This is a genomic window from Nocardia sp. GP40 (assembly GCF_050434125.1).
Lineage (GTDB): Bacteria > Actinomycetota > Actinomycetes > Mycobacteriales > Mycobacteriaceae > Nocardia > Nocardia albiluteola.
In genome coordinates, this window is sequence record NZ_JBNPVW010000019.1 from 50,913 (window position 1) to 76,397 (window position 25,485).

A 25,485-nucleotide genomic window follows, 5' to 3' on the forward strand; every position below is an offset into this window, starting at 1 on the left:
AGTCAGGGTTTTCCTCCGTTCGACAGCTCGGCGGGTGCCTTCCCGCCGAGCGTGGTGGCGAGTGCGGCCAGCAACGCGTCGAGTTCCCGGCCGACCTCGGCGATGCCGGGGTCGGCGTAGCTGGCGAACAGCAGGCTGGGTTGGTCGACAACGAGTTTCGTGTCGCCGTCGGGGTCGGCGTACAGCACCGTTCGCAGGGGTGCGTGCAGCATCACCGCCGGGTCGTGGCGGAACATTCGCTCGGCGATCGTGTGGTTGCCCATGAGGTATTGAGTGGTCTTCCACATCGACGCCGAGCCGGCCATGGCGGCGGTGATGTCGCTGCGGTAATAGCGCATGAATCCGTGCGGGGCGTTGATCTCGGCGAGTTCGAGGGTGGCCTGCCAGGACGCCATCTGCGCGAACCGTGCCGCATCGATTGCGGGAACCAGGGTTTCGTAGCGCGTGCGGGCTTCATCGTAGGGCTGCGGCAAGGCGATCACCAGCCGTCGGCTGAGGTGATCGATCGAGGTGGGTGTGTTGGTCATGGCTGTACCTGTCCGGCGTCGCCGTGGATCAACTCCACGTCGTGGATGTCGAGGGTGATCGATGGCAGATTGAGGTTCACGGTGTTGTCGGGGTTGCGTCGGAAGACGCGTCGGCGGGTGGCGATCCGCAATCCGTCGAAGGATTGGTAGCGGCTGGTGTAGTGCCCGACGAGGGTGCTGCCGTTGATCTCGACGATGTAGTCCATGCGTCGCTGCAGTCCCTCGGCGTCGAAATAGAAGATCTGTTCGGGGTTGTGGGTGGTGATGGTGGATGGAAACCGCACCAGCAGCCGGCGCCAGAGTTGGCCCGCCTCCTCCCACGGCTCGATCTCGCGGGCTTCCACGCCCGGGTATTCGAATACGAATGGGGTGACGAAGTAGTTCCAGCACGCGTAACCGAGGAAGTAGCCCAGATGCGCTGCGTCCCAAGCACTGTTGCGGAGCAGTCCCTTGAAGCCGGCCCTGGCGGGGGACAGTTCCTGGACCGATTCCCCCGTCAGCGTCTGCATCTGGACGGTGTCGGTGGCCGCGTCGAACACCATGCGCTGGTCGTCGCGGGTGAACGGGGTGAACACGATGTGTTCGGCCCGGGTGTCCAATGTCAGAATCTGGTCGAAAGTGCGTCCCGGCGGCCAGCCCTTCAGCGCCCAGATCGGGCCGCCGATAGAGATGTCGATCCGCAGGCCCCGCACGGTGTTCCACAGCGCGCGGCCGCCGGTCGTGGAGATCGCGAGCTCGAGAAGATCGTTTTCCATGGTGGTGGATCCGATTCGTCGACGAACGTGGTGATAGCTGCAGACCGTCCCGGTAGTCGTTACCGTACCTGCCCGACCAGTTGCGACGCCGCATTGGGCGGCGGTGCGGCCGTGCTCGTGTCAGCGTTCTGCCACGAATGGCTCCGCGCGGCCCGGATACGCCCCGGACCCGCGTAGCAGATGTTCCAACTGCTCACCTCCTCGTACAACGGCAGCCCCCTGTGGATGCGGATCTGGTGCGGCCGGAGATGCCGGCGAAGCTCACGGCGTGGCGGAACCGGCGGCGTCGAGGATGATCTGTCGGTCGCCTTCCTCCCAGTTCCAGTTCATGTACACGCCGTCGATGAGCCAGGTGCCGCTTGTGCGGGTGAGAGTGGTGCGGTAGGTGCCGTACAGGGTCCAGGTGCCGCGATCGCGCTGACCGTGCATCGCACGGAATGAGGCCGTGTAGGTGGCGGTGTCGCCGTCGACCCTGACGAGGTGATTGCCGAGCAGGTGCTAGCCGCCGCCACGGCGGCGCAGCTACGGGTGACCGCCGCTCGGTATCCGGCGGACGACGGACTGGTCGTACTGCTGGACGAGTTGGCGGGCAGCCCGGAGTTCCGAATGTTCTGGGCGCGTAGCGATGTCGAGGTCCGGACGCACGGGGCGAAGAGTTTCCGGGTTCCGGGTGTCGGAGTGTTGACCCTCACCTACGAGAACCTGGAAGTAGCCGGAGCGCCCCGGCAGCGTCTCGTCGCGTTGTGCGTCAACCACCGCAGGGCCTGTCGTCACCGAAGATTCCGTGCACTGAACCAGCCTCAGGCACTGGTTGGATGTTGTAGGAGAGAGTCGGTTCAGTGAGGAGTTGGATTGGTTTCCGCTGGTGTGCATCCCGATGTCGCCGAGGCGAGGCATCTTGTGCGCCGTCTGGGTTTGGAGCTTTCGGATGCGGTTCCGGAGACGGAGAACGCTGAGTACGGGGCGTTCGTCTCCCGCGTGGGTCGCGGGTCGGTCAGGTTCCGGGTGGGCAAGCTGACGCCGGCGAAGGTGGGTCAGTTCGTGTTCCCCAAGACCGCATTGATCGAGCACGGCATCGTGTCCGTGGCGGGTCGGGGCTACGACATGGCGCATGCGGTGTCGGCGCCGCAGCCGTAACGGCGTACCAGGGCCGGTCGGGCTACCGCACCGACGACGACCGCGCTGTCCAGGCGGCGACCTGCGTCCGCGACGAGAAGCCGAGTTTGCCGAGGATGTTTTCGAGGTGCCGGTCGACGGTGCGCGGTGAGACCACGAGCCGTTGCGCGATCTGCCGGTTGCTGAGGCCCTGTGCGACGAGTTCGGCCACCTGCTGCTCGCGCGCGGTCAGTACGGTGTCGTGCTGCTTCACGGTGTCGTGCTGCTGCGCGGGTTCGGCGGCACGCTCGCGACGATCGAGTGCATAGGCGATCGCCTGGTCGTGATCGAGGCTTTCGCCGCGGGCGCGCTCCGAACGCAGCACCGCCTCGGGCAACGCCGCGGCAATGGTTCGCTCGCAGGTGGCGTGCAGTTTTCCCAGGTAGGGGCCGAATGCCGTCATCGATGTATTGATGTGCTGCCATTCCGATCCGACTGCTCCCAGCAGCCGCGCCGCATGCCGGTGTTCGCCGCGGGCGGCGGCGATCCAGGCCAGCAGTTCGATCATTAGTGCCGTGGCCGCGCGGGCGTTGAACTCGGTCTGGATCTCCAGTGCGGCACGGGTACTAGTGACGGCCTCGTCGTATTCGCCGTGGAGGTGCCGGTCGAAGCCGAGTGCTAACAGGGCAAACGACTTGCTCCATTGTTCGCCGCACTTGTCGGCCAGGGCGATCGCCTCCCGGGCTGTCTTCGCCGCTCTGTCGTCGCGGGCGTGTGCTTGCGCCATGGCGAGCTGGAACAGGGTCAGCCGGGCCAGGTTGTCGTTGTCGGGGGAATCCGCGAGGACGCGCTCGAAGATCGCGATGGCTTCCGCGAGGCGGCCGCGGAACAGCGCTGAAGTGCCGCGGAGACTGTCCGCGTAGGCGATGACGCGGCGGTCGGCGACGGCGGCCGCACGGGCCGTGCACTCGTCGAGTGCCTGGTCGGCCTGGTCGTGATCGCCTTGCAGCACCATTATCCAGGCCGCGACCCACAGCGCCGGGATCCGTTTGGGGCTGTCCGGGTCGGAGTTGTGCAGCGCTCGCTCGGTCCACCGTCGTCCGTCGCCGAGGAAGGTGTCGGCGCACCAGTGGTAGCGAAGCGCTATGACGAGGGTCAGGGCTTCGGGTGCGGCGGCCGGCTCGTTGGTCGCCCAGTCGAGTGCCGCTTGCAGGTTGTCGTGTTCTGCGCGCAACTCGGCCAGACCGGCCGCCTGGCCGGGCCCGTCCCAGACCTCGGCGGTCCGCTGGGCGAGCGCGCGGAAGAAATCGCAATGCCGCTTGCGGAGGGCGCCGGTCTCACCCAGTTCGGTCAGCCGCTGCCCCCCGTACTCCCGGATCGTTTCCAGCATCCGGTACCGCGGCGGGCCGTCGGTCGGGGCGAGCAGCAGGATCGACTGCAAGATCAAGTGGTCGATCAGGTCCACAATCTCCTCGCGCGGCAGGTCGGGACCGGCGCACACGCCCTCCGCGGCGGCCAAGGTGAATTCTCCGGCGAAAACCGACAGGCGCGCCCACAGCAGCCGCTCCGCCGGTCGGCTCAGCCCGTAGCTCCAGTCGATCAGCGCCCGCAGCGTCCGCTGCCGCGGCACCGTGGCCCGCGTGTCGATGTTCAGCAGGGTGAACCGGTCGTCGAGTCGTTCCAGCAGGCCCTGCATCGTCAGTGACCGTAGCCGGGATGCGGCGAGTTCGATGGCGAGCGGGATGCCGTCCAGCCGGTGGCAGACCCGCGTAATCGCTTCTGTGTCACCTTCGGTCACAGTGAAATCCGGACGCACTGCCCGGGCGCGTTCCAGTAGCAGTGCCGGCGCTTCGAAAGCGGTCAGTGCCGTCAGTGTGATCGCCGTGCCCGCGGCGGGCATCGACAGCGGCAGGACCGGGTATACGTGCTCGCCCACCAGCCCGAGCGCCTCCCGGCTGGTGGCCAGAATCTGCAGCTCGGCACATGATTTCAGTAGGTGCTCGCACAGCGCGCCAGACCTTTCCAGCAGGTGCTCGCAGTTGTCCAGCACGAGCAGGGTGTGCCTGGCGGCGAGGTGGTCGACGAGCTGCTCCTCGGGGCTTCGGTTCGACATATCGTTGATTCCCAGGACGGTCATCACCGCCCGTGCCACCAGATCCGCGTCGCCGACGCGGGCCAGATCCACCAGCCACACCCCATCCGGAAACAACTGGCCGACCGCGGCCGCGACCTCGGTGGCCAGGCGGGTCTTTCCGACTCCGCCCGCACCGGTGAGCGTGACCAGCCGGGCAGTAGCGAGCAGCTTCCGGACTTCGCGGATATCCCGTTCTCGTCCGACGAAGCTGGTGATCGCGAACGGCATGTTGCCAGCCACGCGAGCAGGCTTGCGTCTCGCCACAAGACCAATCTAGCCGCGCCGATGTACCGGGGTCCCGGCGACTCACCCACCCGGCTGGGTAGGGAAATGTGTAGATCTACCGATCCGGCCACCGCGCGCAGCGGACGAGAATCGCAGGGCAAGCGACAGATGTGCCAACCGAGATCGGACCATCCGATGACCCACTTATTGCCTCTTGCCTACGGATACTTACGCGCCGATATGCTCCGTGACCGCGACCCGGATTCGGGCGCGGACCGACTGCGGGCCGCCGCCGAGTCATTCGGATACGCGCTGGGCACCGTCTTCTATGAGCCCGCGCCCCAGCATGGGATATTGCCACCGGCGTTCGTCGAGCTCGTTCAGGAATGTCGTCGGACCGAAGCGCGCGCGGTGCTGACGTTGCGCGGGCACCTCTCGGGTATGACCGCGTGCCGGACGATCCTCATGGGGATCCTCGGAGTGCGCACCGATGCCGCGATCCGGGAACTCGAGCCGAATGGGTGAGAGCCGCTGGATGTGGCTATTGGGACGGATCACGGCGGTGGTGACAGCGCGGCCTCGTGCGTTGCGGATGTCGTAGCCCAGGCGCCAGCTGGCCGAATACGAAGCCACGTATTACCCTCAACAACCACCACGCCGACCGGCGCTGGTCTAACACCGAAGCCGGTCCCTTACCCGTGACGATTCATTTTTCCCAGCTTTTCCCATTCTGGGTGCGTCGGTGGCTTCGCTGATGCTGTCACGAGTAAGGCCCCCAACCAGATGTACTGGTCAGGGGCCCTGTCGTGTCTCCACACACGAGTCGGGGTGACAGGATTTGAACCTGCGACCTCTTCGTCCCGAACGAAGCGCGCTACCAAGCTGCGCCACACCCCGTGATGTGAACCTGCAGTAGCTTACAACAAGGAGGGCTCCGGAGTTAAATCCGCAGGTCACTTGTCCGGGAGGGGGCGGATGCTGGCGAGGATGCGCTGGGCGGTGGGGCGGTCGATGGCGCGGTCCACGCCGGTGTCGGCGGCGATGGTCATGACGAAGTTGCCGTTCTCGCCGGGGAAGGCGAACGTGTAAACGGCGAAGGAGCCGGCGCAGCCGGGGGCCGGGGGTGGGAAGGTGCCGTCGACCTCGGCGAACGAGCCGTGCAGCTCGCCGTCCAGGGAGGTGAGCGGTACGGCCTTGCCCGGGGTGGTGCCGGTGGCGGTGGACCAGCCGATCTTGGCCAGGTGGGCGCCGACGTCCGTGGCCGCCGCGGTCGGGTCCGGCTTCGCGGACATGGTCAGAAAGGCGCTGGTGCGCACGTAGTTCGGGCAGTAGCCCTTGCCGTCCTGCGCGAGCCCGGCGATCTCGACGGTGTCGGGCGCAGTGCCCCAGACGGTGGAACTCGCCGGGTCCACCTGCCAGTTCCGGGGCACGTCGAAGGCCGCGCCGCGGGACGGGACCTGGACCACCTGGTAGCCGGGGATCAGCGGGGCCAGATTGGCGATCGTGGCGGGCGCGGTCGTCGATGGTGCGGCGCTGGGCGGCGAACTCTTGGCCGAGGTCAGCGCGCTGACCAAGGAGCCGGAATCGGCCGAGGATGCGGAATTGCCGGAGCCACCAACTGTGAGGAGAGTCACGCCGATGCCCAGCGCTACCACCACCGCGGCCCCGATCCCGGCGAAGAGCCAGGTCTTGCGCTCGCGGGCACTCAGCGGTCGATCCTTGTGGCGGGACTTGTACGGGCCCGCGTCCGGTGGCGTCGGGTCCGAGTCCACCGGATGGGCGGCGGTCCGCGCGTCCCACGGCTGCGCTGCTGCGGGCGCGTCGTGCGGCTGTGCGCCACCGAAGGTCTGGGCGGAATCGCGAATCTCGGCCGAGGCGGATCCCATCGGCTGCGGCGCCCCGGACGGATGCTGTGGCGTCCCAGGGGGATAGGGTGCGCCGGGCAGTGAAGGCATTATGCCTCTAGAGGCGCCCGGAGCATGTGCAGTTCGCGATACACCCTGGACGCCAACCGATTTCGCCGACTGATCCGAATTCTGTTGTAGTGCTGCATGATCCGGTCCACCGAGCTGCCATGCCTCCTCCGGCTTCGGCACGTTCGAACTCGAGGGTTGTTGTTGTGCAGCGGGATCGGGGGCACCGCCGCGAGGTGAGGTTCCCGGCTGCGCGCGGCCCTCGGCCGCAGACGGCGACGCAGGTGAAATTGCCTGCTGCGGAATAGGATTAGTGCGCGGATCGGAGCCGACGAGCCCGAGATGATCGGTCCGCCCGTCGCGCGCGGCGTGCTCGAGATCGGGTGTGACCGACACCGATTGAGACGGGGACCCACCCTGCCCGAAGCTCACCTGCGCAATCCGATCCGTGGGCGCGGCCTGCTGCGCCCAGGCATCGGGACGTGCGGGCACCGCGGCATCCACGACCGGGATCTTCTCGGTCCTGGCGGGCCCGGCCGGACGAAAATCGATCGCCTCGGTATCGGTGGTGTCCGCCGGAGAGGTCGGATGTGGCAGGTTCAAACCGCGCAGATGCGCGGCGTGCTGCGGGTGCGATCGATTGTCGGCGGCCGGCCGATCGCCGGATTCACCGCTGATCGGCTCGTTGCTCACCCTCGTCCCCTGCCTGACGTGTCGGATCGACGAGCGACCCTGTGTTCACCCACCTCGCGGCCTACCGTCCCCTACCGGGCCACGACCTCCGACGCCGACACGCCGTGGCCGCTGGCGGCAGCGGGGCGCTGCGGCGGGGCAGCGACCAGCGTCAGCAGGGTCGCCTCCGGGCGACAGCAGAACCGGTACGGCGCCCACGGCGAGGTACCGAGCCCGGCCGAGACGTGCAACCGGGTGTGTGCACCCCAGCGCGAGGGCCCCTTCACCCGGGAACGGTCGATGCCGCAGTTGGTGACCAGCGCGCCGAAGCCCGGCAGGCACAGCTGCCCGCCGTGGGTGTGACCCGCCAGCACCAGGTCGTAGCCGTCGGTGGAGAACCGGTCGAGCACGCGCGGCTCGGGGGAGTGGGTCAGGCCGATGCTCAGCTCCGCCAGCGGATTCGGGGCGCCGGCGATGGTGTCGTAGCGGTCGCGCTTCAGGTGCGGATCGTCGACCCCGGCGGTCGCGATCTTGATTCCGGCCACCTCGACGTCGCGCCGCACGTGGGTCAGGTCGTGCCAGCCGCGCTCGGAGAACGCCGCCCGCAGATCCTGCCAGGGCAGCGGGTCGCCGTGGACTCGCTTGTGGTCCTTCTTGAAGTACTTCAGCGGATTCTTCGGCACCGGCGCGAAATAGTCGTTGCTGCCGAAGACGAACAGGCCCGGCCGCGACAGCAGCCCCGACAGCGCCTGCACCACCGCGGGCACCGCCTTGGGATGGGCCAGATTGTCACCGGTGTCGACCACCAGATCCGGTTCGAGTCGTGCCAGCTCCCGCACCCAGTTCTGCTTGAGCTTCTGCCCGGGCATCATGTGCAGATCGGACAGGTGCAGCACCCGCAGGCTCGCCGACCCCGGCTGTAGCACCGGTAGGGTCGCCTCACGCAGGACGAACGCATTGCGTTCGATCAGCGAGGCGTAGCCGATACCGGCCACTGCGGCTCCGGCGGCGCCCAACGCGGCTCGTTGGACTGCGGGAGACGAGAGTACGGGCATTCGATCAGGATAGGCGACGGATGTGACGAACACCGAGTGTGATTCGGCACAAGTCCAGATCGCGCCAGCGTGCGAGCACGGGACGGGGTGCGGCGCGGGGGCAAAACGACTGGGGCAAGGCGTCCGGACCGGTTACCGTGAGCATTATGTCGGAACTCAAATCGAAGCTGCGGGCCGATCTGACCACGTCCATGAAGGCCAAGGACGCGCTGCGCACCAATACCCTGCGCATGCTGCTGGCCGCCATCCAGACCGCCGAGGTGGCCGGGGCGCAGGCGCGCGAGCTGTCCGATGCCGACGTGATCGCGGTGCTGGCCAAGGAGGCCAAGAAGCGCAACGAGGCGGCGGTGGTCTACGAGCAGGCGGGCCGCGGCGAACTCGCGGCCAACGAGCGCGCCGAGAACGAGATCATCGACGAGTACCTGCCGACCCCGCTCACCGATGCGGAGGTCGCCGACCTCGTCGACACCGCCATCGCCCAGGTCGCCGAGCAGAACGGTGAGCGCCCGGGCATGCGGCAGATGGGGCAGGTCATGAAGATCGCCACCACCCTGGCCCACGGCCGCGCCGACGGTTCGCGCATCTCGGCCGCGGTGAAGGCCCGCCTGTAGATCACGCGCGGCCCGGAATCGGCGGGCGCGCAAGGGGATCCCGACGAACGCGCCAGTCTGTCCGAATCGCGCAAGCATGGCGCAGATACGCCGGAGCCCCGCTGAAGATTGATCCAGCGGGGCTCCGGTGTGTCTAGCGGGGTAGCGGTATCGGTATGGGAATCGGTGGCAGCCGCGGAATCTGCGGCAGGCCAGGCAGATTCACCGGGGGTGCGTCCGGCAGCGGGGCATCGCGCACGGTGCCGTCGCTGATGGACAGCGTGATCACCGAACCCGGGATGGCCGACCCGTTGGGCGTGGTGCCCTGCACCGTCCCCTTGGCCGCGGAGCCCGGCTGCGTCACCGCCGACACCTGGAAGCCCGCGCCCACCAGGGTCGCGGTGGCCTCGGCCTGGGGCTTGCCGATCACGTCGGGAATCTGTGAATTGTTGGATCCGCGCACGTATTTGTCGTCCAACGGCGGTAGCTGGGTGGGCGGGAAGTTGCCCAGCACCGGATTGATGCCCATGAACCAGCTGCGCGCGGGTTCATTACCACCGAACAGGTTGCCGCTCGAGCAGTTGCGCAGCGGGAACGAGCAGATCTGGTCCGGGGTCGGCGAGTCGCCGTAGATGTAGGCCGCGCCGGCCATCGAGTTGGTGAAGCCGAGGAAGGCCGAGGACCGGTTGGTCTCGGTGGTTCCGGTCTTCGAGGCCACCGGGACGTGCCATCCGGCCGCACGTGCGGATCCGGCCGCGGTGCCGCCGGTGGCGTCCTGGCCCAGCGCGTTGGCCAGCGTGTTGGCCAGGCCGGGATCGATGACCTGCTGGCAGGCCTGCTGGGTCAGCGAGACCGGCTTGCCGTTGCGGTCCAGCACCTGCTTGATCGGGGAGGGCGGGCACCACTTGCCGCCCGAGGCCAGGGTCGCCGCCACGTTCGACAGCTCCAGGGGGTTGACCGCGACCGGGCCGAGGGTGAACGAACCCAGGTTCTGCTGCTTGAACATGTCGGCCATGCTCGTGTTGCCGTGTCCGGAGGTGCCGGGCTTGGTGTAGGACCGCAGGCCCAGCCGGATCGCCATGTCGACGGTCGGGGTCACCCCGACAGCCTGAATGAGCTTGACGAACGCGGTGTTCGGCGACTGCGCGAGCGCCTCGGTCACCGACATCGGCGAGCGGTAGTTACCGGCGTTCTTGACGCAGTAGGTCATCTCCGGGCAGCCGGGAGTGCCGCTCGAGCCCATGCCCTTGGCCGCGTAGAACGACGGCACGTCGAGATTGGCGCTGGTGCCCAGGCCCTTCTCCATCGCCGCGGCCGTGGTGAAGATCTTGAAGATCGAGCCGGCGCCGTCGCCGACCATCGAGAACGGCTGCGGCTGTACCGTCTGGTGGATGCTCGCGTCCAGGCCGTAGGTGCGGCTGGACACCATCGCCAGCACGTTGTGGGAGTCCTGGCCGGGCGCGATGATGGTCGACACCTCGGCGATGTCGTCCAGATTGGCCGGCGTCATCGCGTTGACCGCGGCCTTCATCGAGTTCTGCACCGTCGGGTCCAGGGTGGTGCGGATCAGGTAGCCGCCCTTGTTGATCTGATCGGTGCTCAGTCCCGCGTCGTTCAGGTACTGCAGGGCGTAGTCGCAGAAGTAGCCGCGGTCGATGGCTGCGATGCAGCCGTTGGACAGGCCCTGCGGCTCGGGCTGCACGTCGAGCGGGGTGGCCTTGGCCGCCTGGAATTCGGCCGCGCGGCTCGGGATGTTCTGGACCATGGTGTCCAGCACGATGTTCCGGCGGTCGAGCACGGCCTTCGGGTTGGTGTACGGGTTGAACTTGGAGGTGCTCTGCACCATGCCGGCCAGCATCGCGGCCTGCTGGACGTTCAGGTCCTTGGCGTCGACCTTGAAGTAGGTCTGGGCGGCGTCCTGGATGCCGTAGGCGCCGTTTCCGAAGTACACCAGGTTGAGGTAGCGGGTGAGGATCTCGTCCTTGGAGAGTTGCTTGTCCAGCGTCAGGGCCAGGCGGATCTCGCGCAGCTTGCGCGCGGGGGTGGTCTCGATCGCGGCCCGGCGCTCGGCGTCGGTCTTGGCGACGACCAGCAGCTGGAAGTTCTTCACATACTGCTGGTCGATGGTCGAGCCACCCTGCTGCACCTCGCCGCTCGAGGTGTTGCGCAGGAACGCGCGGAAGGTGCCCTGCCAGTCGACGCCGTGATGGTTCAGGAAGCGGCGGTCCTCGATGGAGATCTGCGCCAGCTTCATGTCGTTGGAGATCTTGTCGCTGGGCACCTCGAAGCGCCGTTGCTGGTACAGGTAGGCGATCGGTGCCCCGGTCGCATCGACCATGGTGGACACCGCCGGTACGGTGCCCTCCAACACTTCGGCGGAGACGTTGTCGACGGCATCGGCGGCGCGGTTCGACACGTACCCGAAACCACCGGCGAGCGGGAACAACAGCCCGGCGATGAGGGCGGCCGCCAGGATGCACGCCCCGGCCAGTCTGGCGAGCGTTTGTGAGATCGGCACGCCACCAGACTAAAGGCAGCCCTCGCGCGCGGGCGGTCGCGGTGCGAGACTCGAATTACGTGTACGGTCCGGACGTGGGAACCATCACATCTCGGCGGGTCCTGTCATAGAAACCCGGGCGTGTCGGCCGTTTGGTTCAGACTGCCCGGTTTTTTGTCGCATTTGCATGGACGGGCGTACCAGAAAATCTCGAGACGGTCTTGCGCTGGCCCCATACCTTTACCTAGATTGAGAACCCAGTGTGATAGAGCTAACACTCAAAGTGGAATGTGGTGCAGGCCGCAGCGGGGTTGGGTTGCTGCGGACTGCTCGTGATTCCGGAGCGCCGTTGACCCGGTGTTCGGACTGCAAAGGGGCACACCAAATGCATATGACTACCCCCATCGCTCGATTGGACGTGGAGCAGGCCGAAGCAAGGATCGCCTGGGTCTCCCAGGCCCGATGCAAGGAAGTGGACCCCGACCAGCTGTTCGTCCGCGGCGCCGCCCAGCGCAAGGCGGCGACGATATGCCGGCACTGCCCCGTGCTGATGGAGTGCGGCGCCGACGCCCTGGACAATCGAGTCGAGTTCGGTGTGTGGGGTGGTATGACCGAGCGCCAGCGGCGTGCGCTGCTGAAACAGCATCCCGAGGTGACCTCGTGGGCGGAGTTCTTCCGCGCCCAGCGGAACCAGAAGGTGGCGATCTGAGTCGATAACCGACGGCGGTCCGAGTCCGGCTAGACGCGGGCTCGGGCCGTTTTCGGTTCCTCGCCGATTATTCCCGTCCGCCAAGGGGGCTTGTCAGGCGATGGGGGTGGCGGCGGGCGACCCGGTCAGCTGATCGGCGACCGCGCGCAGCGCGTCCAGATCCGACACATCGAACGGCAGCGCCGTCACCGCGACGATCGGCACCCGCGGATGCGCGCCGGTGAAGCGGTGCAGCAGATGCTCCTCGCGCCGGGCGGTGGTGGCCCGGTGCGCGTGGATGCGCAGCACCTCCGCCGTCAACGCCAGCGGGTCGGACTCGGGATCCTGGGTCGAGCCGTCCGGAACCAGGCGGTCCGCGGCCGCGGTGGACTGCTCCGGGGACAGCGCGCACAGCACCGGGTGGGTGCGGTTGAGCACCAGCCCGGCCAGCGGCATGTTGTCGGTGGAGAGCCGGTCCACGAAGAACGACGCCTCACGCAGCGCATCCGGTTCGGCGGCGGCCACCACGAGGAAGTGCGTGCCCGGCCGGGACAGCATCGCGTAGGTGCGATCGGCCCGATCCTGGAAGCCGCCGAACATGGATTCGAGCGACTGCAGGAACAGCGAGGCGTCCTTGAGCATCTGGCCCCCCACGATCGTCGACACCCCGCGTACAGCCAGACTCATCGCGCCCGTCACGAAGCGGCCCACGCCCCGGCCCGGCGCCATGATGACGCGAATCATGCGGCCGTTCAGGAAGGTGCCGAGTCGTTTCGGCGCGTCGAGGAAGTCCAGCGCGTTGCGCGAGGGCGGGGTGTCCACGATGACCAGGTCCCACTGCTTCTTCCCGACCAGCTGCCCCAGCTTCTCCATCGCCATGTACTCCTGCGTCCCGCCGAAGGAGGAGGCGACCGTCTGATAGAAGGGGTTGGCGAAGATCTGCTCGGCCTTGTCCGGCGTGGTGTGCTCGAGCACCATATCGTCGAAGGTGCGGCGCATGTTCAGCATCATCGCGTGCAGCTCGCCCCGGGTCTCGGGACTCAGCGGCACCCGCTGCGGGGTATTGCCCAGATCGCTGACGCCCAGCGACTGCGCCAGCCGCCGCGCCGGGTCGATGGTCAGCACGACCACCTTGCGCCCTACCTCGGCGGCGCGCAGCGCGAGCGCCGCCGCCGTGGTCGTCTTCCCGACGCCGCCGCTGCCGCAGCAGACCACCACCCGCGCCGCCGGATCGGACAGAATCGCCGAGATATCCAGCGGGAAAGCGGTGGTCGGAACGGTCATCAGCGAACTCCCTGTGTGCTCAGATGTTCGGATAGCTCATAGAGTCCGCCCAGGTCCATGCCGTCGGGCAGGGTCGGCAGGTACAGCCGGTTGATGTCGACCTTGGCCAGTTCGGCCGCGCTGTCGTCCTGGGCCTGCAGGATGGCGCTGTGCTGCATGGTCTCCTCGAGCAGGCCCTGGAAATCGTTGTCGGACAGGTCGATTCCCGCAGCACCCAGTCCGGCGCGCAGGGCGTCGGCATCGATGTCGCCGCCCGCGGCCCGCCGGCGCAGCGACGCGGGCAGGAACCCCTCGGTGGCCCGGTTGACGATCACCGTGCCGATGCGGAAGTCGGCCTCGGTCAGCTCCGCGACAGCGTCGGCGGTCTCCTGCACCGGCAGCGCCTCGAGCAGGGTCACCAGGTGCACGATGGTCTGCTCGGAATGCAGCAGATTCGACACGCCCACGGCCTGCGAGGCGATCGGCCCGCCCTTGGCGACGTCGGCCATCGCCTTGGTGACGTCCAGGAATCCGGCGATGCGGCCGGTCGGCGGCGCGTCCACCACGATCTCGTCATAGACCGGACGGGTCACACCACCTGATTTCTCGGTCCGCACAACGCATTCCTTGATCTTGCCGGTAAGGATGACGTCCTTCAGGCCCGGCGCGATCGTGGTGACGAACTCGATGGCGCCCATCCGGCGCATCGCCCGCCCGGCGAAGCCGAGGTTGTAGAACATGTCCAGGTATTCGAGGAACGCGTACTCGATGTCCAGGGCCAGTGCCATCACCTCGCCGCCGCCGTCGGCGGTGGCGATCTTCGTCTCGGTCGGGGGCAGCGGCGGCAGATCGAACAGCTGGGCGATCGATTGACGCCCCTCCACCTCGACCAGCAGCACCCGTCGCCCGCCCGCGGCCAGGGCCAGGGCCAAAGCCGCGGCGACCGTGGACTTTCCGGTGCCGCCCTTCCCGGAGACGTAGTGCAGCCGGGCCTTGTCCGCCCGCTCCGGCCATCCCAGCTCCGGCCCCTCCTCGGTGGAAACGGGCGCCGCTATCGGTACTCCCACGTTCGCGAGCCTATAGCCCGTTGCGAAAACCCCGGCACGGGATACGCCGACTGTCTGCTAGGCCACATGCGGATCCGGTCGAGCCCAACGGTTCGCAAGACCGCGTAACCCCGATACGCTCGGGCACATGAGTGATCTGACCCTGTGGGAATACGCGACAGTCCCGTTGCTGACGCATGCGACCAAGCAGATTCTGGACCAGTGGGGCGCCGACGGCTGGGAACTGGTGACCGTCCTGCCCGGGCCGACCGGCGAACAGCACGTCGCCTACCTGAAGCGGGTGAAGGGCTGATGAGCGAGATCTGGCGCAAGAACCTCGAGCGGCTCGGCCTGGAGCTGCCCGGCGTGGCTGCCCCGGCGGGCGCCTACATTCCGGCGCTGCGCAGCGGCCAGCTGGTGTACACCTCCGGTCAGCTGCCGTTCGTGGACGGCAAGCTGTTCGCCGAGGGCAAGGTCGGCGCGGAGGTCACCCCGGAGCAGGCCAAGGAGGCCGCCAAGCTGTGCGCGCTCAACGCGCTCGCCGCGGTCCACGACGTGGCCGGACTCGATGCGGTCGTGCGGATCGTGAAGGTCGTCGGATTCGTGGCCTCCGCACCGGGATTCAACGATCAGCCGCTGGTGATCAACGGCGCCTCGGAATTGCTCGGCGAGGTGTTCGGCGACGCCGGCAAGCACGCGCGTTCCGCGGTCGGCGTCTTCGAGCTGCCCCGGAACACCCCGGTCGAGGTGGAGATCATCGTCGAGATCGCGTAAATCTGGAAGTTGGTGGTGGGTCGTGGAACCTGTTACCGCACTGCGCGTTAGGACACTGTCATGACCCTCACCCATCCCGCGTATGGGCAATTGCGGCCGGTCACACCTACCGCATCGGTACTGCTGGCGGACAATCCGAACCAGATGACCCTGCAGGGCACCAACACCTGGATTCTGCGCGCCCCGGGCCGGTCCGACTGCGTCGTGATCGACCCGGGGCCCAAGGACCGCGCGCACAGCGAGGCGATCGCGCGCGAGACCAACGGAAATATCGCCCTCACCCTGATCACGCACCACCATCACGACCACACCGGCGGCATCGACCGGCTGACGAAGCTGACCGGCACGTCCGTGCGTGCGGTGGAGCGCGAGTTCCTGCGCGGTTCGGTCACGCCGCTGGCCGACGGCGAGGTCATCGAGGCGGCGGGGGTGCGCATCACGGTGCTGGCAACCCCCGGGCACACGCAGGACTCGGTCAGCTTCGTGCTCGAGGATGCCGTGCTGACCGGTGACACCGTGCTCGGCAGCGGCACCACGGTGCTGGAATCACGCGACGGCGCGCTGGGCGACTACCTGGCCTCGATGGACAAGCTGGCCGCGGTGGCCCCGGGCAGGGCCCTGCTGCCCGCGCACGGACCCGATCACCCCGAGGCCGAGCCCGTCGTCCGGTATTACATCCAGCATCGCCAGGAGCGGCTGGAGCAGGTGCGCGCGGCGCTGCGGGAACTGGGCCCCGACGCCAAGCCTTTGCAGATCGTCGCGAAGGTCTACGCCGACGTCGACAAGAAGCTCTGGCCCGCTGCGCGCAGCTCGGTGCAGGCGCAGCTGGCGTATCTGCGCAGCCAGAACTAGACGAAACTGCCCCCGGGACACGTCATCCCGGCATGCAATTGGCCGGGATCCATGCGCTGGATCCCGGCCACGAGCACGCCGGGATGACGAGTTCGGTTGTGGTGGCGCGGCTCAGCGAGCGCGGCGGGCTAGACGCTCCGAGTCGGAGATCAGCACGCTCTTGCCCTCGAGCCGCAGCCAGCCGCGGTGCGCGAAGTCGGCCAGGGCCTTGTTCACGGTCTCGCGGGAGGCGCCGACCAGCTGGGCGATCTCCTCCTGGGTGAGGTCGTGCGTGACGCGCAGCGCGCCGGCCTCCTGGGTGCCGAACCGCTGGGCCAGCGTCAGCAGCGCCTTGGCAACGCGGCCGGGGACGTCGGTGAAGATGAGGTCGGCCAGGTTGTTGTTGGTGCGGCGCAGGCGGCGGGCCAGCACACGCAGCAGCTGCTCGGCGATCTCCGGGCGCTGATCGATCCACGACTTGAGCGCATCGCGGTCCATCGTCACGGCGCGGACCTCGGTCACGGTGGTGGCCGTGGAGGTGCGCGGGCCCGGGTCGAAGATCGAGAGCTCGCCGAACATGTCCGACGGGCCCATGATGGTCAGCAGGTTCTCCCGGCCATCGGGGGAGCGGCGGCCGATCTTCACCTTGCCCGATGTGATGATGTACAGCCGGTCGCCCGGCTCACCCTCGTTGAAGATGATGTGACCGCGAGGAAAGTCGACAGGCTGTAGTTGTTTGGCGAGAGCGGCCACCGCGGTGGGCTCGACGCCTTGGAAGATGCCTGCTCTGGCGAGGGCCTCGTCCACGAATGTGCTCCTTATGGGATTGACGGTGTACTAGCGGCAGCGGGCCACAACGTGGTGACGACGCAAGCTGCCGCTTGCGGGCCCGTCGCTGTCGCCCCGGGTCCTGGCCGGACCGAAGCGAACGGCCGACAGTGCAGTCTACTTTGCATTCGGGCAGCGTAGTGACCGACACCACGTTATGTGCGGTTGGTGAAACGACCGCGATGTCCGAAAGGTTCCCGCGATCGCGGCGTTGTCCCCACCCCGCCGACTCACCGACCCCGTTCGCGGGTATCGGCCAACACCGTATCGAACGCTGTGTCAGCTGGCCTGGGCGACGTCCAATTCGTCGCCGCGTGCGCGGCGCGGACCCATCCGGGTCGCGGCGGCGGGCACGCCGAGTTTGGCCAGCTCGTTCACCTCTGCATTGCTGGCACGGTCGAGGTATTGCTGGACCTCTTCTTCCGGTTCGAGCAGTTTGCGAAGCCGATTTTCGACGCGTTCCATGAACAGCGCGAACAGCATCAGCACCACCGGGAAGAGCACCACAGCGAGTCCTTGCATACGGAGGAGTAAACACTGAGAAGGTCTCGGATGGAACACGGGAGGTCATCTGGGAGGGTCACACCCGGTGGCGTCTTCGGGTCCGCGACGGCCCCGACGGGGGCTCGGTGTCGGTGTGTATCCGTAAGGTGGACTCGTGCCTGAACCCAGACTCAGCGCCACGCCCGGGAGCGACGGGGCCGCGTCGAAGACTGTCGAAACTCCGCGGCGGCGGAACGCATCCGCCGTGCGTGCGGCCAAGTTCGCCGCCGAAACGCGCCTGAGCCTGGTGCGCCGCGCGCGCCGCATGAATCGCACGCTGACCCTGGCGTTCCCGGATGCGCACTGCGAACTGGATTTCACCACCCCGCTCGAATTGGCCGTGGCGACAATTCTTTCCGCGCAGTGCACCGATGTCCGCGTGAATTTGACCACCCCCGCGCTGTTCGCCCGCTACCGCGACGCCCGCGCCTATGCCGAGGCCGATCGCACCGAACTCGAGGAATACATCCGCCCGACCGGTTTCTACCGCAACAAGACCAACTCGCTCATCGGGCTGGGTCAGGCGCTGCTGGAGCGGTACGACGGAGAATTGCCCGGCAGCCTGGAGGAATTGGTCACGCTGCCGGGAATCGGCCGTAAAACCGCCAACGTTATCCTCGGTAATGCGTTCGATGTGCCGGGTATCACAGTCGACACCCATTTCGGGCGGCTGGTGCGCCGCTGGGGCTGGACTACAGAAGAAGATCCGGTCAAGGTCGAGCACGCGGTGGGCGAGCTGATCGAGCGCAAGGACTGGACGATGCTCTCGCACCGGGTGATCTTCCACGGCCGCCGGGTGTGTCATGCCCGCAAACCCGCCTGCGGCGCGTGCCTGCTGGCCAAGGACTGCCCCTCCTTCGGGGAGGGCCCGACCGATCCGGCCGCCGCGGCCGCGCTGATCAAGGGACCCGAGGCCGAACATCTGCTCGAATTGGCCGGCCGGTGAGGTCGATTCCCGCGGCCTGGCGCTGGACCTTCGTCGGGCTGATCGCGGTCGTCGCGCTGGCGGTCGCGCTGTGGCCGCGCGCGCAGCGGCCCGGCCCTGCCGCCTCGCCGACGGCATCGGCGCAACAGTCCGATTCCGGCGTCACGGCCGCCGCGCGCGCGGCGGCCGCGCTGGCGGACTGCCCGCGGCCCACGGGCGCCGCGGCGGCGGGTTCGCTGGCCGGGATCACCCTCGACTGCCTGAACGACGGCCATCCGGTCGACCTGGCCGCCGCGCTGGCCGGGCGGCCCGCGCTGGTGAATCTGTGGGCGTACTGGTGCCAGCCGTGCGCACAGGAACTGCCGGCCCTGCAGCAGTTCGCCGACCGGGCCGGGCCGGCGGTCACCGTGCTGACCGTGCACAGCGATCCCGCCGAGGCGAAGGCCCTGGCGCGCCTGCACGACCTGGATGTACACCTGCCGGGTGTGCAGGACGGCGCGGCGAAGGTCCGCACCGCGGTCGGCGCGCCCTCGGTGCTCCCGGTTTCGGTGCTGGTCCGCGCCGATGGTTCGATCGCCAAGGTGATCGTGCGACCGTTCGGCAATGCGGGCGATATCGCCGAAACCGTCGCGGCGGACCTCGGGGTCCGGGTATGACTACTGGTCGAGATCCGAGTCGTCGCCGAGCGCTCGGCCGGGGTTGCGATTACCGTGCAAACGAGCGGTCCGGTGTACGCACGCCCGGCGGCTCGACCGGGGGTGGTGAATGCCGCGCCGTCGGTAGCGAATACGGCGACGAGGCCGCAAGGAGGCAGTGTGCGTGAGGGCGAGGGCCACGACGGGTTCCGGGCCAGACCGGGCCTGGTAACCGAGGGCATCCCGCAATGGCTACGCGGCGTCGTCGAGCGCAAGCCCGCCGATCCCGACGGCATCAACCCGGTGCTGAACCGAACCGCTATGAAGCAGGTTGCCGCGGCGGCGCTGCGGCCCCGTCAGGCCGCGGTGCTCGTACTGTTCGGCGGCGCCGTCGCATCCGATCCGGGCGCGCCGGGCGGGCTGCCGCGCGATGCGGACGTGCTGCTCACTCAGCGCGCGGCCACGCTACGCGAACACCGCGGGCAGGTCGCATTTCCCGGCGGTGGAGTGGAGCCGGGCGATCACGGACCCATCGACACGGCGCTGCGCGAGGCCTGGGAGGAGACCGGCCTCGAGCGCGCGGGCGTCGACCCGATCGCGGTGCTGCCCAAGATCTTCGTGCCGCCCTCGCGCTTCGATGTGACGCCGGTGGTCGCGTATTGGCGCACCCCCGGCCCGGTGCGAGTGGTCAGCGAGGCCGAGGCGGCGCGCGTGGCGCGGGTGCCGCTCGCGGATCTGGTCGACCCGGCCAATCGGTTCGTGGTCCGGCATCCGCTGGGATACATGGGCCCGGCGTTCGCGGTCGACGGCATGCTCGTGTGGGGTTTCACCGCGGGCGTGCTGGCCGGGCTGCTTGCGGTCTCGGGCTGGGAACGGGAGTGGGACTACCACGATGTGCGTGATCTGCAGTCTTCGCTGGCGGCAGTGGGGATGACGCTGTGAACGGAGCGAAGCGGAGTGAGCCAATAGGCCAGCCCGCCGAAGGCACGACGGAGCCGAGCGCAGCGAGGGAACCATGACACAGCCCTTCTCGGGCACGACGGAGCCGAGCGCCAGCGAGGTGCAGTCGTGACCGCATCGGACTGGCTCGACATCGCCGTCGTGATCATCGCGCTGCTGGCCGCATCCTCGGGATGGCGGCAGGGCGCGGTCGCCTCGGCCCTGGCGTTTCTGGGCGTGATCCTGGGCGCGGTCGCCGGGATCCTGATCGCGCCGCACATCCTGGTTCACATCAGCGAGGGCCGCAAACGCGTCCTGGTCGGCGTGGTGCTGATCGTGGCGCTGGTCATCGTCGGCGAGGTGGCCGGCATGGTGCTGGGGCGCGCGGCGCGCAGCGGCATGCGAAATCCCTTCGTCCGCAGTGTCGACAGCGTCGTGGGCGCGGGCCTGCAGGCGGTCGCGGTGCTGGCCACCGCGTGGCTGCTGGCGCTGCCGCTGGCCTCCTCCTCGCAGCCCGGTATCGCCGCGGCGGTGAACGGCTCGCGGGTGCTCTCGAACGTCAACAAGGTCGCGCCGAGCTGGTTGCGCCGGGTGCCCAACGAATTCTCCAAGCTGCTCAACACCTCCGGGCTGCCGGACGTCATCGGGCCGTTCAGCCGCGCGCCGATCGCCGCGGTGGCGCCGCCGGATCCGAGCGTGCTGGACAGCCCCGTCGCGTTGAACCTGCAGCACAGCGTGCTGCGCATCCGCGGTGTCGCGTCGAGCTGCCAGCGCATGCTGGAGGGGTCGGGCTTCGTGGTCGCACCCGAGCGGATCATGACCAACGCACATGTGGTCGCGGGTACCAACAGCCTGCAGGTCGATACCGCCCGGGGCCCGCTGAATGCCACCGTGGCGCTGTTCGATCCGTCCAAAGACGTTGCGATACTGGCTGTTCCGGGCCTGCAGGCGCCGGTCGTGCCGCTCGCCCCGGCCGCCGCCAAATCGGGTGAGAGCTCGATCGTGCTCGGCTATCCCGGCGGCGGCAACTACACCGCCAGCGCCGCCCGCGTACGCGAGACCCTGGATCTGACCGGTCCGAACATCTACAAGAGCGCGACCGTCGAGCGTGAGGTCTACACCGTGCGCGGGCAGGTCCGCGCGGGCAATTCCGGTGGGCCGCTGGTGGATACGAAGGGTGAGGTGCTCGGCGTGGTGTTCGGTGCGGCCGTCACCGACGACGACACCGGATACGTGCTGACCCTCGCGGAGGTGCAGTCGGATCTCAACGTGGCGGCGGGGTCGACCAACGCGGTGCCGACCGGGGGGTGCGTGCTGAGCTAGACCGTCGACAATGAGCGAAATTCCTTGCGACCGTGAGCTCCTCGTGATTGTGACTTCCCCGGAAGTCATCTGGGGACAATCGGGGAGGGGACACGATGAGAAGACTGTTCATTGTCGGTGCGATGGCACTCGGTGGTGGATTGAGACGAAGTACGGTCGGCGCAACTTCGGCCCGAACGAAATGATCGACGGTGGCCACTTGATCGTCACCCGCATCTACTGCTCTTCCTAGCCGATCAGTTTGGCGATCTCGGCGGTCACGGACGAGGGGTTCTCCTGATGCGCGAAATGTCCGGCGTCCGGGATGGATACGAGTCGGCGGCCGGGGGAGAGATGCCGCCCCCGGCGCACGGTCGAGGCCAGGATGTAGGCATCCTGCTCGCCGTGCAGGCAGAGCACCGGGATGCGGACCGGCTCGCGCATCATCGTCATGAACCGGTGACCGTCGGGGCGCCACTGGCTACGGAATGCCCAGCGCTGATATTCCAGCGCGCAGTGCGCGGTGCCGGAGATCCGGATCGCCGCGCGCATCCGGTTGGCCGTGTCGACGAATTCGGCAGAGCCGGTCCACTGTCCACCGGCTCGCTGCCGCAGCAGCCGTTCCACCTCGAAACCGTCGCGCCGGGTCAGCAGGCGCTCGCCGGTGCGGGGCGGCTGGTAGCGCAGGAAGTTCGGCAGCCAGGCACGGCGCTGGTGCCGATCGCGGAGCACCGCCTGCTTCAGCGCCACCGGGTGCGGGGAGCTCACCACCGCGATCGAACGCACCAGCCGCGGATGCAGCACGGCGGTCGCCCAGCACACCAGCCCACCCTCGGCATGACCGACCAGGACGGCATCGGTGTGTCCCAGTGCGCGAATCAGCCCGGCGACGTCGCCGGCCAGAGTCCAGCCATCGTAGCCGCGCGGGGGCTTGTCCGAGTCACCGTAGCCGCGCAGGTCGACCGCGACCGCGCGCAGGCCCAGCCCGGCCAGGCCGGTCAGTTGATGCCGCCACGACCACCAGAAGTCGCCGAATCCGTGCAACAACAGCACCAACGGCGCGTCCGGGGCCACGCCGGATTCGGGTGCGGCCTCGGCGACGTGGAATCGAATGCCGTTGGCATGCACGTCCTTGTGGGTCCATGGTCCGTCGTAGCGCACGCTCGACGGATCCGGACTCGGGTTCAACGACACGCCCGAAAGCGTAGTTGGCCGATCAGCTGGCGGACTTGTCGACCACGTCGACGTCCTCCGGCGCGGCGTGCGACCCCAGCCCCTGCGGCAGCACCGTGCGCGCCGATTTCAGCGATTCGATGGTCTTGGCCGGGGCCCGCAACTTACGCACCTTCAGATATCCCAGCAGCGCCAGGAAGATGGTCGCCGCGAGCATGATGCCGAAGACGATCAGGAATGCGGCCCAGCGGTACAGCCACACATCCAGCAGTTCGGCCAGGAAGAAGAAAAAGAAGAACGTGGAATACAGCAGGACGACCAGCGCGGCGATGAAGTAGACGCTGCCCATCAGGCCCTTGCGGATTTCCCCGGTGACCTCGGCCTTGGCCAGCGCGACCTCCGCACGGACCAGGGTCGACATCTGCTCGGTGGCATCGCGGACCAGGTCGCCGACGCTGGCATTGCGGGTCGTGTCGACCTCGGACAGCGGAATAGAGGTAATGGTCCGGCCGCGATCGGCGCCCTGCCCGTTACCGCCCTGTGTACTCAATTGCTCGACCTCTCCCTGTCCGTGCTGTCCGGCTCGGCCGCCGGTGATTCGGTGACCGCGGCGGCCTGTCTCGGGCCTGTGGTGGCAACGTTATCCGTCGGCGCGAGTTCTTTCCGTTAGAGGCTAGCGGTGAACGGGACCGCGCCCAGTACCGACGTGGGAAACGCGCCGCGCGAGCTGTATTCGCGCGGCTCGGAGAGTGGCATCGAGCCCGGGCGCGGGTGTGCGCCCGGGCTTTCGTCGGCTACCGGTGGTCGCCTACCAGTTCGTCTTCTGGGTGCGGATGGCCTCGAAGACGTTGGGATCCACCAGGGTCGAGGTGTCGCCGAGTTCGCGGCCCTCGGCGACGTCGCGCAGCAGGCGCCGCATGATCTTGCCCGACCGCGTCTTGGGCAGCTCTGGCACGATGTGGATCTCGCGGGGGCGGGCGATCGGGCTGATCTCGCGCGAGACCTCGGCCTTGAGCTCGGCGACCAGATCCTGGCCGGTGTTCTTCGCCTCGGCGGTCAGGATGACGAACGCGACGATGCCCTGTCCGGTGGTGTCGTCACTGGCGCCGACCACCGCGGCCTCGGCGACGCCGGAGTGCCCGACGAGTGCGGATTCGACCTCGGCGGTGGAGATCCGGTGTCCGGAGACGTTCATGACGTCGTCCACCCGGCCCAGCACCCACAGGTCGCCGTCCTTGTCGAGCTTGGCGCCGTCACCGGCGAAGTACCAGCCCTTGTCGCCGTAGCGATCCCAGTAGGTCGCCTGGTAGCGCTCCGGATCACCCCAGATGCCGCGCAGCATCGAGGGCCACGGCTGATCCAGGACCAGGTACCCGTTGGCCTCGGTCTCGCCGAGCCGCACCGGATTTCCCTCCTCGTCGACGACCTTCGCCGAGATGCCGGGCAGCGGCGTCATGGCGGCGCCGGGCTTGGCGGCGGTCGCGCCGGGCAGCGGTGAGATCATGATCGAGCCGGTCTCGGTCTGCCACCAGGTGTCCACGATCGGCGCCGAATTCGACCCGATGACCTCGCGGTACCAGCGCCAGGCCTCGGGATTGATGGGCTCGCCCACGCTGCCCAGCACCCGGATCGAGGACAGGTCGTGCGCGTCCGGGATCTCCCGGCCCCATTTCATGAAGGTCCGCACCAGCGTGGGGGCGGTGTAATAGATTGTGACGCCGTACTTTTCGATGATCTGCCAGTGCCGGTGCTCGTCGGGGAAGTTCGGGGTGCCCTCGTAGACGACCTGGGTGGCGCGGTTGGCCAGCGGGCCGTAGACGATGTAGCTGTGCCCGGTCACCCAGCCGATGTCGGCGGTGCACCAGTACACGTCCTGGCCGGCCTTGTGGTCGAAGACGTTGTGATGGGTGTAGGAGTTCTGGGTGAGGTAGCCGCCGGAGGTGTGCAGGATGCCCTTGGGCTTGCCGGTGGTGCCGGAGGTGTACAGGATGAACAGCGGGTGCTCGGCGTCGAACGCCTGCGCCTCGTGCTCGGCCGACGCCTCGGCCACGGTCTCGTGCCACCACACGTCGCGCCCGTCGGTCCACGGCACCTCGATCTCGGTGCGGCGCACCACCAGAACGTGTTCGACACTGTGCGAGCCGCCGATCAGCGCCTCGTCGACGGCCTCCTTCAGCGGGGCCGCCTTGCCCCGGCGCCACTGCCCGTCGGTGGTGATCACCAGCCGGGCCTGCGCGTCGTCCACGCGCTGGCGCAGGGCGCTGGGGGAGAAGCCCGCGAAGACCACCGAATGGGTCAGGCCCAGGCGGGCACAGGCCAGCATCGAGACGATCGCTTCGGGCACCATCGGCATGTAGATCGCGACCCGGTCGCCGGCCACCAGGCCGAGCGAGGTCAGGTAGTTCGCCGCCCGGGACACCTCGGCCAGCAGCTGGGCGTAGGTGATGTCGCGGGAATCGCCGGGCTCGCCCTCCCAGTGGACGGCGACCTGCTCACCGTGGCCATCCAGGACGTGCCGATCCACGCAGTTGTAGGCGACGTTGAGCTTGCCGTCCGCGAACCAGCGAGCGACGGGGGCGTCGTCCCAGTCCAGGACGCGACTGAAGGGTTCGTGCCAATGCAACCGGTTCGCCTGCTCGGCCCAGAACGCGTCGCGATCGGCGACGGCCCGGTCGTACATGGACGCGTCGGCGTTGGCCGCGGCGGCGAATTGCGCGGTCGGAGGGTACGCGTTCATGTGATCAGCGGTGTTCTCGGTCATCTCGCCTCTTCTTTCGCATGCGCTTCGGCCGGGGGGTGAGCGCGGCCACGTTCCGACAGTAACGGAGTCCGACCTGCGCCGTGGTCAGGTCTCGGTGGCCGGAGGAGCGCCGTGCATTACGGTCCCGTCCGCTCCGATGTTTCTTGACTGGCCGGTCACCATGTCCCCGATCGCCTGCCTGGCACGATGTCCACTCGATTGTGCAGAGTGTTACCCGAATTCGCGGTTATGCGTCACAAATGTTGCCACTTTGCTAACAAGGCGGATCAACCCGACTCGATCCGCTGACAACAACCGGTCGGATGGCTACTGTC

Annotated in this window: 26 protein-coding genes and 1 tRNA gene; 12 read left to right on the forward strand and 15 right to left on the reverse strand. The window is 68.0% G+C overall.

Translation table 11 applies throughout. The annotated features are described in order from the left end of the window. Positions 1-2 precede the first annotated feature (2 nt). The 3 genes from ABH933_RS39605 to ABH933_RS39615 form a co-directional block, all read right to left on the reverse strand. Entirely contained in the window at positions 3-527 is a 525-nt protein-coding gene (locus ABH933_RS39605; RefSeq protein WP_429426897.1) for a DUF302 domain-containing protein, read from the reverse strand. Next, positions 524-1,282, reverse strand: coding sequence for a hypothetical protein (locus ABH933_RS39610; RefSeq protein WP_429426899.1), 759 nt, complete (start codon positions 1,280-1,282; stop codon positions 524-526). The genes ABH933_RS39605 and ABH933_RS39610 overlap by 4 nt, the downstream gene beginning before the upstream one ends. Before the next feature lie 261 nt (positions 1,283-1,543). Beyond that, complete coding sequence (locus ABH933_RS39615) at positions 1,544-1,777, reverse strand: nuclear transport factor 2 family protein (RefSeq protein WP_429427018.1); 234 nt, start codon at positions 1,775-1,777, stop codon at positions 1,544-1,546. Between ABH933_RS39615 and ABH933_RS39620 the strand changes: the two genes are divergently transcribed. Both ABH933_RS39620 and ABH933_RS39625 read left to right on the forward strand, forming a co-directional pair. Further along, entirely contained in the window at positions 1,763-2,125 is a 363-nt protein-coding gene (locus tag ABH933_RS39620; protein ID WP_429426901.1) for a hypothetical protein, read from the forward strand. The genes ABH933_RS39615 and ABH933_RS39620 overlap by 15 nt on opposite strands. 9 nt (positions 2,126-2,134) lie before the next feature. After that, on the forward strand, positions 2,135-2,419 hold the full coding sequence (locus ABH933_RS39625) for a MepB family protein (protein ID WP_429426903.1): 285 nt from the start codon (positions 2,135-2,137) through the stop codon (positions 2,417-2,419). 22 nt (positions 2,420-2,441) lie between these two features. On the opposite strand, the gene ABH933_RS39630 is transcribed toward ABH933_RS39625, so the two are convergent. Then, a complete protein-coding gene (locus ABH933_RS39630) occupies positions 2,442-4,751 on the reverse strand; it encodes a LuxR C-terminal-related transcriptional regulator (RefSeq protein WP_429426905.1) in 2,310 nt (769 codons plus the stop codon). A gap of 180 nt (positions 4,752-4,931) precedes the next feature. On the opposite strand from ABH933_RS39630, the gene ABH933_RS39635 reads away from it, so the two are divergent. Then, positions 4,932-5,261: a hypothetical protein gene (locus tag ABH933_RS39635; protein WP_429426906.1), complete on the forward strand. Its 330-nt coding sequence runs from the start codon at positions 4,932-4,934 to the stop codon at positions 5,259-5,261. 298 nt (positions 5,262-5,559) lie between these two features. Here ABH933_RS39635 and ABH933_RS39640 read toward each other — a convergent pair. The 3 genes from ABH933_RS39640 to ABH933_RS39650 all read right to left on the reverse strand — a co-directional run bounded on the left by ABH933_RS39640 (position 5,560) and on the right by ABH933_RS39650 (position 8,376). Continuing rightward, positions 5,560-5,633, reverse strand: a tRNA-Pro gene (locus ABH933_RS39640). Between the two features lie 56 nt (positions 5,634-5,689). After that, a complete protein-coding gene (locus tag ABH933_RS39645) occupies positions 5,690-6,622 on the reverse strand; it encodes a hypothetical protein (RefSeq protein WP_429426908.1) in 933 nt (310 codons plus the stop codon). 791 nt (positions 6,623-7,413) lie between these two features. Continuing rightward, positions 7,414-8,376, reverse strand: a complete 963-nt coding sequence (locus ABH933_RS39650) for a metallophosphoesterase (RefSeq protein WP_429426910.1) — start codon at positions 8,374-8,376, stop codon at positions 7,414-7,416. A gap of 146 nt (positions 8,377-8,522) precedes the next feature. On the opposite strand from ABH933_RS39650, the gene ABH933_RS39655 reads away from it, so the two are divergent. Next, a complete protein-coding gene (locus tag ABH933_RS39655) occupies positions 8,523-8,987 on the forward strand; it encodes a GatB/YqeY domain-containing protein (RefSeq protein ID WP_429426912.1) in 465 nt (154 codons plus the stop codon). A 133-nt stretch (positions 8,988-9,120) separates the two neighbouring features. Here the strand turns inward: ABH933_RS39655 and ABH933_RS39660 are convergent, their stop codons facing one another. Next, the gene (locus ABH933_RS39660) at positions 9,121-11,484 is read right to left on the reverse strand and encodes a penicillin-binding protein (protein WP_429426914.1); all 2,364 of its coding nucleotides are present in this window, start codon (positions 11,482-11,484) and stop codon (positions 9,121-9,123) included. A gap of 364 nt (positions 11,485-11,848) precedes the next feature. Between ABH933_RS39660 and ABH933_RS39665 the strand changes: the two genes are divergently transcribed. Further along, the gene (locus ABH933_RS39665) at positions 11,849-12,172 is read left to right on the forward strand and encodes a WhiB family transcriptional regulator (protein WP_153408015.1); all 324 of its coding nucleotides are present in this window, start codon (positions 11,849-11,851) and stop codon (positions 12,170-12,172) included. Positions 12,173-12,265: 93 nt separating this feature from the next. Here the strand turns inward: ABH933_RS39665 and ABH933_RS39670 are convergent, their stop codons facing one another. Both ABH933_RS39670 and ABH933_RS39675 read right to left on the reverse strand, forming a co-directional pair. After that, positions 12,266-13,435 carry an ArsA family ATPase gene (locus ABH933_RS39670; protein WP_429426916.1) on the reverse strand — a complete coding sequence of 390 codons (1,170 nt, stop codon included), beginning with the start codon at positions 13,433-13,435 and terminating at the stop codon, positions 12,266-12,268. Continuing rightward, positions 13,435-14,481 carry an ArsA-related P-loop ATPase gene (locus ABH933_RS39675; protein WP_429426918.1) on the reverse strand — a complete coding sequence of 349 codons (1,047 nt, stop codon included), beginning with the start codon at positions 14,479-14,481 and terminating at the stop codon, positions 13,435-13,437. Before ABH933_RS39675 ends, ABH933_RS39670 begins: the two co-directional genes overlap by 1 nt. Positions 14,482-14,608: 127 nt before the next feature. Between ABH933_RS39675 and ABH933_RS39680 the strand changes: the two genes are divergently transcribed. The 3 genes from ABH933_RS39680 to ABH933_RS39690 are packed head-to-tail and all read left to right on the forward strand — an operon-like array spanning position 14,609 to position 16,086. After that, positions 14,609-14,773 carry a DUF4177 domain-containing protein gene (locus ABH933_RS39680; RefSeq protein ID WP_215915397.1) on the forward strand — a complete coding sequence of 55 codons (165 nt, stop codon included), beginning with the start codon at positions 14,609-14,611 and terminating at the stop codon, positions 14,771-14,773. Beyond that, a complete protein-coding gene (locus ABH933_RS39685) occupies positions 14,773-15,234 on the forward strand; it encodes a RidA family protein (protein ID WP_429426920.1) in 462 nt (153 codons plus the stop codon). The genes ABH933_RS39680 and ABH933_RS39685 overlap by 1 nt, the downstream gene beginning before the upstream one ends. A gap of 60 nt (positions 15,235-15,294) precedes the next feature. Beyond that, complete coding sequence (locus ABH933_RS39690) at positions 15,295-16,086, forward strand: MBL fold metallo-hydrolase (protein WP_429426922.1); 792 nt, start codon at positions 15,295-15,297, stop codon at positions 16,084-16,086. Between the two features lie 111 nt (positions 16,087-16,197). On the opposite strand, the gene ABH933_RS39695 is transcribed toward ABH933_RS39690, so the two are convergent. Both ABH933_RS39695 and ABH933_RS39700 read right to left on the reverse strand, forming a co-directional pair. Further along, a complete protein-coding gene (locus ABH933_RS39695) occupies positions 16,198-16,872 on the reverse strand; it encodes a Crp/Fnr family transcriptional regulator (RefSeq protein ID WP_215915400.1) in 675 nt (224 codons plus the stop codon). Between the two features lie 300 nt (positions 16,873-17,172). Beyond that, positions 17,173-17,415 (reverse strand): hypothetical protein, encoded by a 243-nt coding sequence (locus tag ABH933_RS39700; protein WP_429426924.1) that lies wholly within the window; start codon positions 17,413-17,415, stop codon positions 17,173-17,175. Positions 17,416-17,701: 286 nt separating this feature from the next. Between ABH933_RS39700 and nth the strand changes: the two genes are divergently transcribed. The 4 genes from nth to ABH933_RS39720 all read left to right on the forward strand — a co-directional run bounded on the left by nth (position 17,702) and on the right by ABH933_RS39720 (position 21,258). Beyond that, the gene (gene nth / locus ABH933_RS39705) at positions 17,702-18,382 is read left to right on the forward strand and encodes an endonuclease III (protein ID WP_215915907.1); all 681 of its coding nucleotides are present in this window, start codon (positions 17,702-17,704) and stop codon (positions 18,380-18,382) included. Positions 18,383-18,387: 5 nt separating this feature from the next. After that, positions 18,388-19,017, forward strand: a complete 630-nt coding sequence (locus tag ABH933_RS39710; protein WP_429427020.1) for a TlpA family protein disulfide reductase — start codon at positions 18,388-18,390, stop codon at positions 19,015-19,017. A 159-nt stretch (positions 19,018-19,176) separates the two neighbouring features. Next, positions 19,177-19,938, forward strand: coding sequence for an NUDIX hydrolase (locus ABH933_RS39715; protein WP_429426926.1), 762 nt, complete (start codon positions 19,177-19,179; stop codon positions 19,936-19,938). 126 nt (positions 19,939-20,064) lie between these two features. Continuing rightward, positions 20,065-21,258, forward strand: a complete 1,194-nt coding sequence (locus ABH933_RS39720; RefSeq protein ID WP_429426928.1) for a MarP family serine protease — start codon at positions 20,065-20,067, stop codon at positions 21,256-21,258. A gap of 228 nt (positions 21,259-21,486) precedes the next feature. Here the strand turns inward: ABH933_RS39720 and ABH933_RS39725 are convergent, their stop codons facing one another. The 3 genes from ABH933_RS39725 to acs form a co-directional block, all read right to left on the reverse strand. Then, positions 21,487-22,431 (reverse strand): alpha/beta fold hydrolase, encoded by a 945-nt coding sequence (locus ABH933_RS39725; RefSeq protein ID WP_429426930.1) that lies wholly within the window; start codon positions 22,429-22,431, stop codon positions 21,487-21,489. A 22-nt stretch (positions 22,432-22,453) separates the two neighbouring features. Then, a complete protein-coding gene (locus ABH933_RS39730) occupies positions 22,454-22,960 on the reverse strand; it encodes a phage holin family protein (RefSeq protein WP_429426932.1) in 507 nt (168 codons plus the stop codon). 258 nt (positions 22,961-23,218) lie between these two features. Then, positions 23,219-25,171: an acetate--CoA ligase gene (acs, locus tag ABH933_RS39735; protein ID WP_429426934.1), complete on the reverse strand. Its 1,953-nt coding sequence runs from the start codon at positions 25,169-25,171 to the stop codon at positions 23,219-23,221. Between the last annotated feature and the right edge of the window lie 314 nt (positions 25,172-25,485).